General features: G+C 34.9%; 13 protein-coding genes, 1 tRNA gene and 1 pseudogene. 9 read left to right on the forward strand and 6 right to left on the reverse strand.

The genetic code is table 11. The features are described 5' to 3' along the window. Positions 1 to 12 precede the first annotated feature (12 nt). Both HNR27_RS05975 and HNR27_RS05980 read right to left on the reverse strand, forming a co-directional pair. Positions 13 to 1845 carry an ABC transporter ATP-binding protein gene (locus HNR27_RS05975; RefSeq protein ID WP_429339101.1) on the reverse strand — a complete coding sequence of 611 codons (1833 nt, stop codon included), beginning with the start codon at positions 1843 to 1845 and terminating at the stop codon, positions 13 to 15. Continuing rightward, positions 1835 to 3565, reverse strand: coding sequence for an ABC transporter ATP-binding protein (locus HNR27_RS05980; protein WP_429339102.1), 1731 nt, complete (start codon positions 3563 to 3565; stop codon positions 1835 to 1837). The genes HNR27_RS05975 and HNR27_RS05980 overlap by 11 nt, the downstream gene beginning before the upstream one ends. A gap of 345 nt (positions 3566 to 3910) precedes the next feature. Between HNR27_RS05980 and HNR27_RS05985 the strand changes: the two genes are divergently transcribed. After that, positions 3911 to 3983, forward strand: a tRNA-Val gene (locus tag HNR27_RS05985). Positions 3984 to 4565: 582 nt separating this feature from the next. Here HNR27_RS05985 and HNR27_RS05990 read toward each other — a convergent pair. Beyond that, positions 4566 to 4901, reverse strand: a complete 336-nt coding sequence (locus HNR27_RS05990) for a L,D-transpeptidase (RefSeq protein WP_429339103.1) — start codon at positions 4899 to 4901, stop codon at positions 4566 to 4568. Between the two features lie 327 nt (positions 4902 to 5228). On the opposite strand from HNR27_RS05990, the pseudogene HNR27_RS05995 reads away from it, so the two are divergent. The 7 genes and pseudogenes from HNR27_RS05995 to HNR27_RS06025 form a co-directional block, all read left to right on the forward strand. After that, positions 5229 to 5582: pseudogene (locus tag HNR27_RS05995) on the forward strand (tyrosine-type recombinase/integrase); the annotation flags it as partial. 182 nt (positions 5583 to 5764) lie between these two features. Next, a complete protein-coding gene (locus tag HNR27_RS06000; RefSeq protein ID WP_429339104.1) occupies positions 5765 to 6562 on the forward strand; it encodes a TIR domain-containing protein in 798 nt (265 codons plus the stop codon). A 152-nt stretch (positions 6563 to 6714) separates the two neighbouring features. After that, positions 6715 to 7275 (forward strand): hypothetical protein, encoded by a 561-nt coding sequence (locus HNR27_RS06005; RefSeq protein ID WP_429339105.1) that lies wholly within the window; start codon positions 6715 to 6717, stop codon positions 7273 to 7275. A gap of 338 nt (positions 7276 to 7613) precedes the next feature. Continuing rightward, positions 7614 to 8240 carry a BA5345 family protein gene (locus HNR27_RS06010; RefSeq protein WP_429339106.1) on the forward strand — a complete coding sequence of 209 codons (627 nt, stop codon included), beginning with the start codon at positions 7614 to 7616 and terminating at the stop codon, positions 8238 to 8240. Positions 8241 to 8310: 70 nt separating this feature from the next. Next, positions 8311 to 8643 (forward strand): hypothetical protein, encoded by a 333-nt coding sequence (locus HNR27_RS06015; RefSeq protein ID WP_429339107.1) that lies wholly within the window; start codon positions 8311 to 8313, stop codon positions 8641 to 8643. Positions 8644 to 9806: 1163 nt separating this feature from the next. Continuing rightward, entirely contained in the window at positions 9807 to 10388 is a 582-nt protein-coding gene (locus HNR27_RS06020) for a TetR/AcrR family transcriptional regulator (protein WP_212919310.1), read from the forward strand. Positions 10389 to 10412: 24 nt separating this feature from the next. Further along, positions 10413 to 11627, forward strand: a complete 1215-nt coding sequence (locus HNR27_RS06025) for an MFS transporter (RefSeq protein ID WP_429339108.1) — start codon at positions 10413 to 10415, stop codon at positions 11625 to 11627. 124 nt (positions 11628 to 11751) lie between these two features. On the opposite strand, the gene HNR27_RS06030 is transcribed toward HNR27_RS06025, so the two are convergent. From HNR27_RS06030 to HNR27_RS06040, 3 genes are all read right to left on the reverse strand, one after another. Continuing rightward, the gene (locus HNR27_RS06030) at positions 11752 to 12579 is read right to left on the reverse strand and encodes an alpha/beta fold hydrolase (RefSeq protein ID WP_429339109.1); all 828 of its coding nucleotides are present in this window, start codon (positions 12577 to 12579) and stop codon (positions 11752 to 11754) included. A gap of 618 nt (positions 12580 to 13197) precedes the next feature. Then, entirely contained in the window at positions 13198 to 14124 is a 927-nt protein-coding gene (locus tag HNR27_RS06035; RefSeq protein WP_429339110.1) for an ABC transporter permease, read from the reverse strand. After that, positions 14117 to 14980, reverse strand: a complete 864-nt coding sequence (locus HNR27_RS06040; protein WP_429339111.1) for an ABC transporter permease subunit — start codon at positions 14978 to 14980, stop codon at positions 14117 to 14119. The genes HNR27_RS06035 and HNR27_RS06040 overlap by 8 nt, the downstream gene beginning before the upstream one ends. 305 nt (positions 14981 to 15285) lie before the next feature. On the opposite strand from HNR27_RS06040, the gene HNR27_RS06045 reads away from it, so the two are divergent. After that, on the forward strand, positions 15286 to 16113 hold the full coding sequence (locus HNR27_RS06045) for an SDR family oxidoreductase (RefSeq protein WP_429339112.1): 828 nt from the start codon (positions 15286 to 15288) through the stop codon (positions 16111 to 16113). The last annotated feature ends 56 nt before the right edge of the window (positions 16114 to 16169 follow it).

The following is a 16169-nucleotide window of genomic DNA, read 5'->3' on the forward strand; positions in this document are numbered from 1 at the left end:
GGAGTTGTAATGTTAACTACCAACAACTTCACGAAGCTGGCTTTTATATAGGTTGTAGTAATGTCCTTTCTTGTTCAGTAGTTCTTCATGACTTCCTTTTTCTAAAATGTGCCCATGCTCTAGCATAATGATTTGGTCTGCTTCCTGTATGGTATTTAAGCGGTGGGCAATGATGAAGCTCGTTCTCCCTTTCATCAATTCCTTTAAAGCTTCTTGTATTTTTAGTTCGGTTATTGTATCAATATTGCTAGTAGCTTCATCTAATATTAATATAGAAGGCTCTGCAACAAAGGCCCTTGCTATTGTTAATAATTGTTTTTGCCCCTGACTGATTCCACTACCGTCCTGGTCTAGAACGGTATCATAGCCTTCTGGTAATTGTTCAATAAAATCATGTGCATTGGCTTTCTTAGCTGCATTTTCGACCTCTTCATCTGTCGCATCTAAACGGCCGTAGCGAATATTTTCACGAATCGTAGCATGGAAGAGGAAGGAGTCCTGTAAAACGAAAGCCATATGAGACCGAAGACTAGAACGTTTCATATTCTTTAACTCAATTCCATCTAATGTAATTCTACCACTGTCATAATTATAAAAACGGGAAATCAGATTGATCATGGTAGTTTTACCAGCTCCAGTATGTCCGACGAAGGCAACTGATTGACCTGGAATCGCCTCAAAGGTCACATTAGATAATGTAGCGTGCTCTTCATACCCAAATGACACATTTTCAAAGGAAAAATGCCCATTTGTATGAGTTAGCTCTATTGCTCCATCTTCATCTAGTTCTTCTTCTACCTCATCCATTACATGGAATACGCGCTCCGCACCAGCTACTGCAGAAAGAAGTAAATTAAATTGGTTAGAGAGCTCGTTTAATGGTCGGGTGAACTGTCTCGCGTACTCGGTGAAGATAACAATTACCCCAACAGTTACTAATTCTGTATTTAATGCAAGAACTCCACCAACCAGCGCAATCATACCAAAGCTTAAAAAGTTAAGCATGTTCATTACCTTTGGAATAAAGCCAGATATCGTTAATGACCAGAACCCAGAATGATTTAGATCTTTATTCCTTTTCTCAAATTCGTTAATAACACGCTCCTCTTGGGAATATGTTTTGATAACATGCTGTCCGGAAATGGTTTCTTCCACATAACCATTGAGCTCTCCAAGGCGCTTTTGCTGAAGTTTGTACAATGGACCAGTACGTCTAGTAATCCAACGGGTAGCAGCAAACATGACTGGAACAATGGACATGGTTACGATGGTTAGAAGTGGGCTTAAATAGAGCATAACTGCGATAGTTCCAATTAGAGTAATGATACTAGAAAACACTTGGATAACAGATTGATTCAACGTATTATTGACGTTATCAATATCATTGGTTACACGGCTCATTAATTCACCGTGCTGTCTTTTATCAAAGTATGCGATTGGTAAACGGTGGAATTTACGGAATAAATCAGAACGCAAATCGTACACGGTATTTTGGGCAATTCCGATCATCCAAAAGCTTTGAAGAAAGACAGAAAGGGAGTGACATATATAGACGGTAATCAAACCAATCACTAATAAACCAAGTCCGGATACTTCCTTCGTAACAATGAAGCTATCAATTGCCTTACCAACCATAAATGGACCGAGTAAGCTCATAGCAGAGCTGATGAGAACCATTAAAATAACGAGCCATAATTTTGCTTTTTCTCTAGCTAAATAAGACCAAACTCGCTTTATGGTACCGACCGCATCATTTGCTCGTTTTTTAGTGACTTCTTCCGATATCGATTTGATTGGTATTTTTTTATATTGAAAAGGATGTTTAAGCGCTTGTTTAATGGACATGTGGAAGCTCCTTTCCAAATTGGGATTCAACAATCCTCTGATAAAATTCGGACTCATGCATTAATTCTTCATGTGTACCGATTGATAAAATTTTTCCTTCATCTAATAACAAAATTCGATCTGCGTTCATGGCGGTTGAAACCTTTTGTGTAATAATCAATAGAGTATTCAAGTCGTCCTGAATAGCATCTAATAATCGGGCTTCAGTCGCTAAATCCAGTGCACTAGTACTGTCATCTAGCATTAAGATTTTAGGTTTCCGAATTAATGCTCGAGCAATAGAAATTCGCTGCTTTTGACCACCAGATAAATTTACCCCTTTTTGACCAATTTGTGTTTCGTACTGTTTAGGTAATTCCATAATGGTATCATGTATTTGCGCATTTTTTGCTGCTTTTATTATTTCATCCTCTGTTGCATTGTCTTTTCCCCAAGAGATATTGTCTTTGATCGGACCACTAAATAAGATCGGACTCTGTGGAACATAGCCAATGCTCCTGCGTAATGTATCCAATCGATAGGAAGTGATTGGTTTATCATCAATAAGAATTTCACCGTCTAATACATCATATAGTCTTGGAATCAGTTGAAATAAGGATGACTTACCTGATCCAGTTGCACCAATAATTGCTAGCTTTTCCCCGGGATATACGGTAAAGCTTACGTTGAATAATACAGGTGAATCAGAAGTAGGGTACTGAAATGATACATCCCGAAAATCAATTTTTCCTTCTGTTACTATCTGGTTCATGTCTGCATCGTTATGATCTAATAGATCAACCTCCTCTAACAGTACCTCGCTAATTCGTTCAGAAGATGCCTTCGTACGTGAAATCGCCATAATAATGAATGAAAACATTGAAATTGCCATTGCTACACGCATCGCATAGTTCACAGTAGCTACCACATCTCCAACTTCTGTAGTACCAGCTAGGGACTGATTATTCCCAATCCAGAGAATCACAATAATACTTAAGTTCATGACAAAAAGAAGAACAGGCATAGATGCCTCTATAAAGCGAAAAGTTCTTCTCGTAACATCACGAAGATTTGTATTCGCATCCTGGAAGCGTTCTTCCTCAAAGTCGCGTCTGAAGAAAGCTTTGATTAACCGCATTCCTGCAAGGTTCTCCTGCATTACTTGATTCACATTGTCGATGCTTTTTTGCACATGGTTAAACATTTTAGAGGCAAACTTTAATACCCATAATAGGAATCCTATTAAAAGTGGAACGGTTATTAGGAAAATAATCGCTAATCTTGGATTGACGACAAATGCCATAATCACGCCACCTATTGCTAGTAATGGTGCCTTGGCCATGATTCGCAGCCCCATGAAAATAGTGTTCTGAACCTGGCGTACATCATTGGTGAAGAGTGTCATAAGATGGGATGTTTGATAGTGATTCAAATTTGCAAAGGAAAATTCCTGGATTTTTCGGAACAGCCTTTCCCGAATATCATGTGCAAACCCCCAGCTTACGTGGGATGAAAAAAAGGAATTAGTCAATCCAGAAATAAATGAGAAAAGTGCAAGCCCAATCATAATACTTCCCCACATAACGATGTTACCTAAATCTTTATTTAGTACGCCATCATCAATCATTTTGCCAAGAAAGAAAGGAAGTAGTAGTTCCACGGCAAGTTCAATAAGCATCAGACTGAATGCGACAATTGCACCAATTTTATATGGCTTTAAAAAAGAAAAGACCGTTTTCACAAAAGTAAACCCCCGTTGTCGAAATAATGAAACTTTTTATCGTAATATATTAGATGATTATAATTATATCGGATAAATCGATATTGTTCCAAGGATATATTTCGAGTGTCGAATAAAATGGGAGTCAATAGGTTAGAAAAAATAACAATTAATATAAAGGAATAGAATATATAGAAAGTAATACTGCGGATTAAAATGCTAATACTAGGTAATTACATGATTTTAACGATGAATTCCACCAAGGACAGATGGAGGTCAATGCATGTCCTATTAATGAACTTTTCTAGATTGACAGGTTTTGATCCTTTCCATATAATAATAGATACTAAACATGTATAATAACATGATTCCGTAGCTCAGCAGGGAGAGCGCCACCTTGACAGGGTGGAGGTCGTTGGTTCGAGCCCAATCGGAATCATCAGCATAAACATTGATATAAAGCGATTCCTTAGAAGTATAGGAATCGCTTTATTATGTTATAATCCTTATTTTGCCTACACTTTGCCATCAGAGTATTTCACTTTTCTACTGTAATTATAAGATTGGAATCGATTAAAAGCACTTGTCCATATTAATAATCCCTTTCTCATAAATTATTTTGCTTTAATGCTTTTCAAATCGCATGAATGTAAAGTTGAATGAATTGTACATGAAATACATTCATAATATCTTTTCTTGTTACGTTAAACTGCTTGTCTAACATAAAAGTAGGTATGCAAAAAGGATAATCCAGACCTTTATATCATAAAGAAAAAGACCAAGAATTGAGAGGGTTTTTAGGAAAAGACGTATTTAGCCTCAGAAGAACAAAGAATGGTATAAGGCAGAACTTAAAATTATACAACTACGTGAAGAACTGGATGAAATAGAATTGAACAATAGATTCTCATGATATAGGTGCGTGTGGTTGCGTTGTTTGTTATTAATGTTACTGACAATTGGAGGTACATTGGTTTTGGGGTGAGTAATAAATTTACAGCATGGGGCACAACCCTTTTCGTTATTTACGAATAACAACATCAGTACCAATTGGGACTCTAGATGCTAAATCCAAAACATCTCGGTTATACATTCTAATACATCCATGAGAAACATTCTTACCAATTGAAGATGGGTTATTTGTCCCATGTATACCGTAATGAGGTTTTGACAGGCCCATCCAAAATACACCATATGGTCCACCTGGATTAGGTTGTTTATTAATTATTTTATAAGATCCATAAGGAGTAGGCGACACTATTTTTCCAACAGCAATAGGATAGGTTTTTATAAGGGTGCTTCCATCAAAAAGTTTTAATTGATGTTTTGACATTGAAACATTAATCCATTTCACCATGATAATCAACTCCAATTTTAAAAATATTGTATGAGGAACTTTACTAATTTGTTAATCGATAGGAGATGATTCAATTCTTCGGAAACATAGATTTACTAAACAGAAGAGGGAAATGCGAAGTAAAGGAGTGGAGAATTATGCAGCAGTTGTCATTTAGACTACCTACTATTGATAAAGATGCTACAAGGGATGCAGTTGAGAGAGTTAGAAAAATATAAAATGTTTTTACTTATGGATCCGGAAGAGAATGAACCAAAAATTACTTCGCAAATTTAAATTAGTTGCTTCTGCATCAAGTAATGTATTTCATTCCACTTGAAGATGTAGACAGGCAAGCATAAACGTATTGATATGACTCCAGCGCTAAAGAGGGAACTGAAAGAGTATATTGAGGGTAAAGAGGATCATGAGTTTCTTTTTAAAAGTAGAGAGGGCATAAACAAGCCAATTGGTCGTAGTATGGCATACAAGATACTAAGGGAAGCTGCAGAGTATGTTAGTTTAGAAGAGATTGGTACACATACATTACGCAAGACGTTTGGTTATCATTTCTATAAGCAAACAAAAGACGTAGCTATGCTACAGGAGATATTTAATCACTCTAGCCCAGATATTACATTACGCTACATTGGAATTAACCAAGACAGTATTGACAAGGCAATGAAAGAATTTAGGATTTAGAAGCTTATACGAAAACGGGTAAGCTTTATTTTTTGTTCTTTAACCCTATTAATTAACCATAAAAAGGTATTGTGTAACTCATTTTAGTAGATTACGATAGAATTAAGAATGACAAGGCTTTCAGCCTTTAGTTGAATTCAACAAAATATAAGATATGGGTAACTAATAAAAAGGGGGATTATATGAACACTAAAAAATCAATTGAATTAGTAGAGGAACTATTGCAAAGAACTGAATCACTTATGTTTAATGACGAGGAAGGTTTAAAAGAAATTACAGAAGAAGCAAAAATGATTATTAGAAACGTTTTTAAACATAATAATGATTATTTAAGGTCTATGAATTCAACTTTGTTTTATAGTCTAGCTTATCCTTCTTCTCCTGAATTTGACAGAACTATTTGGGAAAACGGGAAAAGAGGGTATATTAGTACTTTTAAAGCAATGAAAAGGGAATTAGAATTATTTGGTGATCAAGACGAGGAAGTTATTGTAGAAGAAGAAATGAATGTAAATCATAATGAAAAGAATGTATTTATAGTTCACGGACATGATGAAGCTTTAAAGCAAACAGTTGCTAGGACAGTTGATCAAATAGGATTGAATTCAATTATTCTAAGTGAACAAGACGATGATGGAAAAACAGTTATAGAAAAATTCGAGGGACATGCAAGCGACTGTAGATTTGCTATTGTTTTACTTTCTCCCGATGACATTGGTTATAAAAGGTCAGACAGTCCTGAAAAAGGAGCTTACAGAGCTAGACAAAATGTGATTCTTGAACTTGGTTATTTTATTGGTAAATTAAGTAGAAAAAATGTTATTGCTATAGTTAAAGATGATCCTTCAGGACAATTAGAAATTCCGTCAGATATTGCAGGTTTACTTTATACTCAATTTGATAATTCTGATGGTTGGAAGTTAAAGTTAGTAAAGCGCTTAAAAGCATGTGGATATAATGTAAGTGCTGATAATTTATAAAAAAGTATAAGGCAGACAAATGGGAGATAAAAAGAAGTGCATAATTTAATAGAAAGAATTTTAAAGTAGTAATAAATTGAACGAACTATAAAAAATGGGTAATTTTAATATATGCAAAGGGATAAATTAATTAATGTGGGATGTGTTAACAAGTGCGGAACAAAAAGAAGAGACATAAAAGAGTTTGCCCTTGTGGTTCAAGAAGTTTCTTTGATGAATGTTGTAAGCACCCTAAAGAGGGAGAAACTCCGGACCACCTTAGAGAATTAATTACAAGTGTAGTTAAGGAGTCATTTAGATTGTGTCGATTTCCAAGAGGTGAACTTTGTTTATATTCATCCTACTTAACTAAATATCTACTAGAGATATTTGAAATAAGAAGTTACGTAGTGGCTGGTTCTTCTAAATGGAAATACTATCCTAACTTTTTTCAATTTAAACCTGAAGCAAAAATGAGGGAATTCCATGCTTGGTTGGTGACTGAATATGGGGAAATAATAGATTTAACTTGTGACGATTTCGGAGGACGGACTGATTCACATTTGATTTCTGGTGTTAGAAAGGGAATTCAGCCTCCTAAAACATGTTGGAGTAAAGTATTAACCGATAGAGAATATATTGCTCATGATATAGGAGCGAAAGTATTTAATATTGATAAAAAGGTATTAGACATGTTAAAAGAAGTTGCTACTAAGTTATTAAATGAAATTTAATGGCAGAAAAAAAGCAGAGCATTTACAAATAAATAATTTATGGTTGTATTGTAGGAAAGTTTAATAAAGGCATCTCACTATTTTAGGGTGAGGTGCCTTTTTCCACTGAGGTGATATTATGAAACTAGCAAATCATCTAAGTAAAGAACAACATGAGAAATTAAAGTGAATCAAAAAGGATAAGCGTATAGAGAACAATAAGGAACAAATCGATTGGCATGAGATTATGGGAATGAATCGAGATACGTATAAGCACGGTAAAGGTGGAGCGATTAGAAGAAATTAATTGAAGGAATTTCCTTCCTTTTGTCGAATTAAGTCAATAGGGAGGAATGGTAATGAATTTTGATAGCAGATATTTAATAAGATGGGGTATGCCAGGATGGTTGTTTTTATTATGGGTTTATACAAAGTTTATTATTGATGGAAGAATTAAACTCACCGATATTGATTTACAATTAACTAACATCCTGAGCAATGTTTTAATCTTTACAGTTATTGGTTTAATTGTAGGTTTTATTATTTACCAAATTTATTTTTCTTTATCTTGGCTTAATAATGGAGCGAATAATATTAAATACACTATTAACGTCCTAGAAAAAATTGATATAAAATTACCCTCTAATAAACTAAAAAAATACTATTATACTGAGTATTTATGGCATTCTAATATAATAAAAATGGATGAATATAAAATGAACTACTTAGCGGAGAGATATAGACACTTACTAAATAAGAAGCATGACCTCGGTTCAATTATGATTAGTTTAATTATCTGTTTACCTGTTAGTTTTGCAATGATTACAGATGCTTTTAGCCTTTATACAGTTGGTTACTGTTTCTTAAATCTTTTTATTTTATTTACAGTAATTAGAAGTTTTTACTATTATTCAAGAAACCTTGATTATTTTATGGCAGAAGTATTAAAAGATTTGCTGTCTTCAAAAAACAATCTAAATAACTAGGGATATTAAAATATGCACCTTTCGAGGTGTTTTTTTATATCCAAAAAAAATTAAAAGGAGCTTGTTGATCATGGCTGACAATAAGTCGAGCGAATGCATAAAGTTTTTAAGTAAAGAGAAACATCAGAAACCGCATATGGGTGTTGATTTTGCAACAGGTAGGGATTTCACTGTAATACTAAATGTATCAGATGCAATCAAAGGATTAAAAGCAGTGCAACGTGAGGCAAAGAAAGCTACTGCTGCATTGAAAGAGTTAGCAGAAACGACACCAGATACTTTAGACGGTGTGGCTATAAGCAAATCAATTCAATCGGCTAATGGCTATAGTCCTAATAGCGTTGTCTTTGATGAAATGCATTGCACTGTCCTAAGTGCGGCGGCAAAGTGCAAGAATCAGTAATATTAAAAAACATTGAAGGCACAGAAATAAAAGAGTCTAATACTTGCCTAGATTGTGGGGGAATTATGACTAATCTATTAACAGTCACATGTGATAACTGCTATCAAATAACAAAGGTAGTATTCAAAAAACGATATCTGCCTAAATCAATTAAAGAGACCTACTTTAATTGTCAGGAGTGTAATAAACATTACACCAGTTTTGTTACTGATAAAAAAGTAAGAGACCTGCAGAAAAAGATAGGACGGCTAAAGTGATTACCATCTGATAAGTACCCAGTACATGAAGTCCTTCAGTTACAAGAAGAATTGAATATTAGAATGAGAAATTTGAAAAGTAACTTGATAGGTAATGTGTAAACGATTTTCAATAGAACAGTCCAAGCTTTTTTATAATAGTGATGCTTGGAGAAATTGTCGAGAAACGATTATTGCAAGAGACTTAGGACTGTGTCAAATCTGCCTACCTACCGTAGGACTTGTACCAGCACATTAAACATCTTCGAGATTTTTGGGAATTACGTTTTGATCCAGACAATCTCATAAGTGTTTATGCTTTATGCCACAACAAACTTCATCCAGAAAAGTGGAGAAAGAAGCCAAAAAAGATAAACAAACGAATTAAATTAATCCAAACACAGAATCCAGAGATTTTTTAAATAAAACACGCATACCCCTCCCTTTCAAAGTGGCAGGAAGAATCCCCGGGAGGCCTCCATCCTTTTCACCGCGGAAGAATTTTCATGAAAGGGGGTACCGCAAAAATTGTATTTTTAGAAGGGAGTTTTTTATTATATCCGTACCAACTGCAGATAAGTTGAGAGATTATCTTGATGACAATTATAAAGAGTCAGATGAAGAGTTAATTCAACTCCATATAGAGATACATAGCTTTTAACGAAAGCTAAAAAAGAAATTTCAAAACAGGATTTGATAAATTATTACACCAACAAAGCAGAGGCATCCAAACTTACAAATAACCCTCTTGTTGTAGAATTAGCAAGGACTGTACAAACATTAAATAACTTATTATAAGAATTATCTGTTAAAGGATAGATTGTATGAGTAACCCAATCAATAAGCTCTCAGTCATTCTTCCTTGCCATAGTTATAACATTTTGCTACTATGTACCTTACGACCGTTCGTTAGTTAGGGGTATATTAATGAAGAGTGATCAAATAAAAACAGTCGCTTTAAAATACTTTACGATACATGGATATGAAGGTGCGTCTTTATCCCAGATTGCAGAAGAGGTTGGCATGAAGAAACAATCGATTTATGCACATTTTAAAGGGAAGGACGATTTATTTTTACAAGTATTACATGATGCAAAGGAAAATGAATTATCTGCTACACGACAATATTTTAATTCACTTAATTCGTATAATCCTAAAGAAGATTTATATGGATTTCTAAGGTTTGTCATTAATCTATTTCAAAAAAGTGAGCAGTTAAAGTTTTGGCTAAGAATGTCTTTTTTTCCTCCGGCTCATCTTGCAAAGGAAATAGAGGCAGAAGCTGTTGATATTGATGAGGTAGTACACGAGCTTCTTGAGAATAAATTCCAGACCTGGCTTGATGCATCCTTACTTGTAGGATTTTCGGCAAGAACACTGACGCTTGCCTTTTTAGGAGTAGTGGATTCCATCTATCTGGAACTAGTATACGGAAATGATGAAAAAAGACTAGAAGAAAAACTAGAGGCATCATGGAAAATTTATTGGAAAGGTATCTCACAGCGTTGAATTAGCAAAAGAGAGGAAAATTATATGCAAAAACCTATAAAAGAACAAAAAATGATTATCATTATATTACTTAGCAATATATTTATCCCATTTCTTGGTATCGGACTTATTATTCCGGTAATGCCTTCATTTATAAATATCATGGACTTATCAGGACAAACAATGGGTTATCTTGTGGCGGTTTTTGCTGTTACACAATTACTTGTTTCACCAATTGCTGGACGTTTTGTTGATCAATTTGGTAGAAAGAAAATGATCATTATCGGGCTATTCCTTTTTGGAGTATCGGAGCTCATCTTTGGGTTAGGAACACATGTGTCAGTGCTTTATGTTTCACGAATGCTCGGAGGAGTTTGCGCAGCCTTAATTATGCCAGGAGTAACTGCTTATATAGCTGATGTTACTTCCATTAAGGAACGTTCTAAAGCTATGGGATATATGTCTGCAGCCATTAGCACTGGTTTTATAATTGGACCAGGGATTGGAGGATTTATAGCGGAGTACGGTATCCGAATGCCGTTTTACTTTGCAGCAGCGATCGCTTTTCTAGCTTGTATTATTTCGATATTTATCCTAAAGGAGCCACTTACAAAGGAACAGCTTGCTGAAATCTCTGCGAATTCAAAACGAAGCAATATTTTAAGAGATTTAAAAAAGTCCCTTCATCCATCATACTTTATCGCATTTGTTATTGTTTTTGTTCTTGCTTTTGGATTGTCAGCATATGAAACAGTATTTAGTCTGTTTTCTGATCATAAATTCGGTTTCACTCCAAAAGACATTGCTGTGATTATTACAATTAGCTCCATCTTTGGAGTACTTGTACAACTTTTCCTGTTTGGAAAAATGGTAGATACACTCGGTGAAAAGAAATTGATCCAAATTTGCTTAGTAGTCGGAACAATTTTAGCAGTTGCTTCGGCAGTAGTATCAAGCTTCTTAATGGTACTAATCGTTGCATCGATCATCTTCTTAGCATTTGATTTATTACGACCTGCTTTAACCACTTATTTATCAAGGGCAGCAGGTAAAGAACAGGGATTTGTTGCAGGTATGAACTCAACCTATACGAGCTTAGGTAATATCGTGGGTCCAGCCCTAGGTGGCATGCTATTTGATGTGAACATTCACTATCCATATTTGTTTGCCGCAGTTATTATGTTTTTAGGCTTTGGATTAACATTTATTTGGAAAGTATCATTAGCTGAAGTGGATGCAGACACAATTAAGATAGGCTGAACTATTATTTTTGACGTGTGAAAAATTGTTAATCCATCCTATACTGCCCCCAATTGTTAATTTAGTTTATCAATAACAATTGGGGGCAGTATATCTTATTAAGGTAATCAGCATATTAACTAGATTAGTTAAAAAAATCCTCTACTAAACGATTAATTTCATCAGGTTTCTCCATAAAGGTCCAATGGCCACAATTATGTACCTCATGTAATTCAACATGGGATAGGAAGTTTGTTAGTAGTTTTTTTATTTTCCTTGGTGGAAGGATATCGTGACTTCCTTGCGCGATAAATATCGGTATTTCTTTAAGTTTATCTAGTTCTGTCGTAAGATCGTAATTATTGCTAATATCCTCACCAATGAAATGGTTAACCGTCTGGTTCATCATAGTCTGACCTTTATTTTCTATGGAACTTTTTGCAAATACATAATATGGATCTAAAATTTGTAAAACATCCTCAACCGAAGCAGTTCCTTTGTTCATTTTTCTTTCTACATGGACTAGTTTAACTTTGTCTTTTATGGAGATTTTTTTCAATAATTCTCTTTCAAAGGATTTAAGTCCAGCAGCATTTATTCCGATAGTAGCAGTAAGAAAAAGCTTCTTCACCTTTTCTGGATAGGTAGTTGCATAAAGCAATGCTAAAATACTTCCCCAAGATTCTCCAAATAGGTTCATTTTTTTTAGATTTAGTTCCTTGCGTAATTCTTCTAATGTTTCCACTTCTTCACGCATCGTATATTGATTGTTGGGGTCTCTTTCAGATCTACCACACCCCCTCTGATCATATAAAACTAGCCTAAATTTTTTGGATAAGGGCAATATATACGGTAGGAAAAAACGATGCTCACTACCTGGTCCTCCATGTAGGAAGACTATAGCTTCTCCTTCTCCAATCATCTGAACAAAGATTTTTTGTCCATTTATCCTTTTATATTGAGCTGTAGACATAGCAACCTCTCCAATATTGATCATATTACAATATGTTTATTAACAGTCCTACTACTATATGTAAGCAAAAACAATCGAAAAAATGCTTACCTAATACAAAAACCTTCCATACCTCTTCAACAAGAGAATATTTCTAAAAATCTACACAGGTGGAAATGTCCACTTGCTATCCTTTTTTCGGGTGATTCTTTTTGAACCAGTGTTGTATTAATTTCTTTTCTTTCAATCTGGTTTATTTGTACTGATATTCAATTAATAGGGATTGGTTAAATATGCTCCGGAAAAACCCTATAATTGCAAGGGAAAATAAAAGGGGGAGGAGAAAGTCAGAAACAATAGAAGAGTGGCTAATTCGGTTGGGGAAAAAGATGGATACTGAGGGTTATCAGAAAGTACGCTATAGTATTTTATACGTAACCTACAAAGAGATTATGGATCTGAAAAAGAGTCTTAAGGTAATGGAGGAGAATTCTTCCCGTATAAAACGATTATCTGAGAACAATAATAAATGAATCTATTAAATCGAAGAGAACCTCAGCTTGATGATATTTTTAAACCGCACCCCATTTATAATACACAGTATGTTCGTTAAGGATGCGGTTCATTTCGGGTTCTTATTTAGATATGTGGAAACTTCTGTAAGGTAGATTTGTGTTTTAGTTCGATTCCCCTTGATAACATATAAAAAGAAAATAAGAGGAAAATAAAGGCAAGTAAAGGGAAGTATAAAATCCACTGAGAATCATACACAAAGGATCGCCATTGCCCGATTAGACCTGCCCAATCCCTACTGATGGAAATATATACTGGTGGGTCACCTCCACCTAAGCGAAATATGGTACCCCCAAGGAAAAGATTAAAAATGCCCAACTGCCCTATTAAGGTAAGAACCAAAATGATTTCTTTTACAAACATGACAAGTAGTGTTCCTCTTAAATGTGGTAAAATATGCTTCCATAGAATACGTAATTTACCTGCGCCAAGTGCTTTAGTCGCTATTATAAATTGCTCTTTTCTTAGCTCGCTTGTTTTACTATACGTAGCAGCATATACCCCAGGGAATCCTATAATAACCATTAAAAATGACTGTAATAATACTAACTCCATTACAGATAATGAGGAATTAATAGTTATACCAACAAGTAAAAAATAAACAATTAAAAAAGCAGGGATACTACCAAGTAGCCCGAATATTGACTGCTTTGTTTTTTTCTTCTCTTTGTTAGACAGCCCAAGCCATATTCCGAAAGAACCACCAATTAAGATTCGTAAAAATGCAACCCCAATCCCTACAAACAAGGTATATTTCGCTCCATATAGTAGTAAGGTCAGGATGTCATATCCCCATTGATCAGTCCCAAGAAGGTGCTTCTTCGAGGGAGGATAGGGGGAGGTGTAAAAGCCGAAATCATCGGAGCTGTTATAATAATATCCTGTAGGCTCTACATAGTCCTTTTCATATGGGGCAAAAAATGGTCCGAAAATGGCTATGAGTATGAGGAAGCTGCATGCAGTGATTCCTAGCCATAACCGCCAATTACCCATGTGCAAACACCCTCTCCATGATCAAAATGAGTAGCCTAAGCAACCAATAGATTAGTAAATAAAGCAGAACAAGTGAAAATAATGTATTTACAACAAGATTATATTGATACATTGTCCCACCAAATAACAATGTAGTAAGTCCTCTTACATTAAACAGATACTCCACAATAAATAGATTGCTCATCATTATAGCGATAACTTTATGTAAATCTGCCTTTAAGTAAGGTAAGACATTACGAATGACATGGTGCATATAGATGTGCCGCTTTTTTAACCCTTTAGCTTTTGCAGATAAAATATAATCTTCAGCAAGCACATCGTACGTCCGCTCTGATAATGTGCGAATTAAGTAAATCGTAGGTATCAATGTTAGTGTTATTAATGGCAGTAAAAAGGCATTTTCATCTGCGGAGCGGGAGGCAACTTTAGCTATCTTAAATCCAGTTGACTGATAGATAAATACAACTCCAAGCTGTAAAAATAAGATTAAAATAAAGTCAGGTAAGGTACCAAGGAAACCGATGATGTCCTTCACCCACTCCCTTTTCGATTTACTGGACCACGCTGAAACTAGCATACTCATACAAATAGTAATAAAGCCAGAAAGGGTAAGATATTGTAGTGAAGTTAGAAAATAAGGAGGTAAATCGGCAAGAAGATTGTATGTTCCGCTTTTTCCAACCTGATAATGAAAGATTTCTCCGTTCCCTATACTGGCGAAATAATCTTTGACGTAAAAGAGTATTACCTGGAAATCAATTCCTAGATTTCCTTCTGTAATAGTGATAGAAAATGGGATGGTAGCTAATAGGAAAATAAATGCCGCTACGCCAGCAATGGATAATGTAGTACGCATAATCAATCTTCCTCGTTGAATTATTTTTATAGACTAAATAAAAATTATCACTAACGAAAAATTTGGTCAAGTCGTAATTGTTAAAAAATATATGCATTTATTTGGAATTTTATCTTTCTATTAGTTTTCGTTATAGCTTTTTAAAGAAACCCTTCATTAGTATGGTCAAATTTTAGGAAGTTAGGTCTTTATTAAGCTCAATGTGGATTTCTTATACGCAAGAAAGTCTTATATACTATAATGTATATATTCTTAGCAATGCTTGTAAGCGTTGAGAAACTGGATAAAGATTGGGGGGAGTTTTCTTGAAAGTTGCATTGATTACGGGTGCAAATGGCGGGTTTGGGAAATTAATTACGATTGAGCTGATTCGTGCAGGGTATCATGTTATCGCGACAATGAGGAATAAGGAAAATGGCAGGGAGCTAGAGGAGAAGATTAATCTGCTCGAACGGGGAGAACGGCTAGAGTTAGTAGATATGGATGTGACAAATGAAGCACAAATCACATCAGTTTCTGAGCTAGTAAGTCAAAAATACTCAAAATTAGATGTTTTAATAAACAATGCTGGTTATTCGCAAGGTGGTTTTATCACTGATTTACCTATGGAAGAATGGAAAAACCAATATGAAACGAATCTTGTTGGTTTGGTTCAAACTACGAAATACTTTTTACCCTTGTTGAGAAAATCTCCAAATGGGAAAATAATTAATCTTAGTAGTGTCAGTGGTTATTTTGGATTTCCAGGTATGGGGCCTTATTGTTCGTCAAAATTTGCTGTTGAAGGATTCAGTGAAAGTCTAAGGCTTGAGCTGCTTCCTGAAAATATTTACCTTTCATTGGTGGAGCCTGCCTCTTACAAAACAGGGATATGGGAAAAGGGTCTTGCCATAGGGGCATACATAAAGGATGAGGATACGATAAAGAAAAAAGTATTTACGCTTGCACAACAGGCTTATCAAAATGCTAGTGACCATCCTGAAGAGGTTGCGCGACTTGCTCGAAAAATATGCGAAACAAAGCACCCAAGACTACGCTATCCTATAGGGAAGGGTGCTAAGTCCTTATGGTTCGTTAAAAAATTTTTACCATGGCATGTTATAGAAAGGTTTGTATTGAAAAAATTACAATAAACAAAGTCGCAGTTAGATCCTGCGACTTTGTTAAATTGGGAGAGATTATCGTATAA

It is taken from the genome of Ornithinibacillus bavariensis (assembly GCF_050433565.1).
GTDB lineage: Bacteria > Bacillota > Bacilli > Bacillales > Amphibacillaceae > Ornithinibacillus > Ornithinibacillus bavariensis.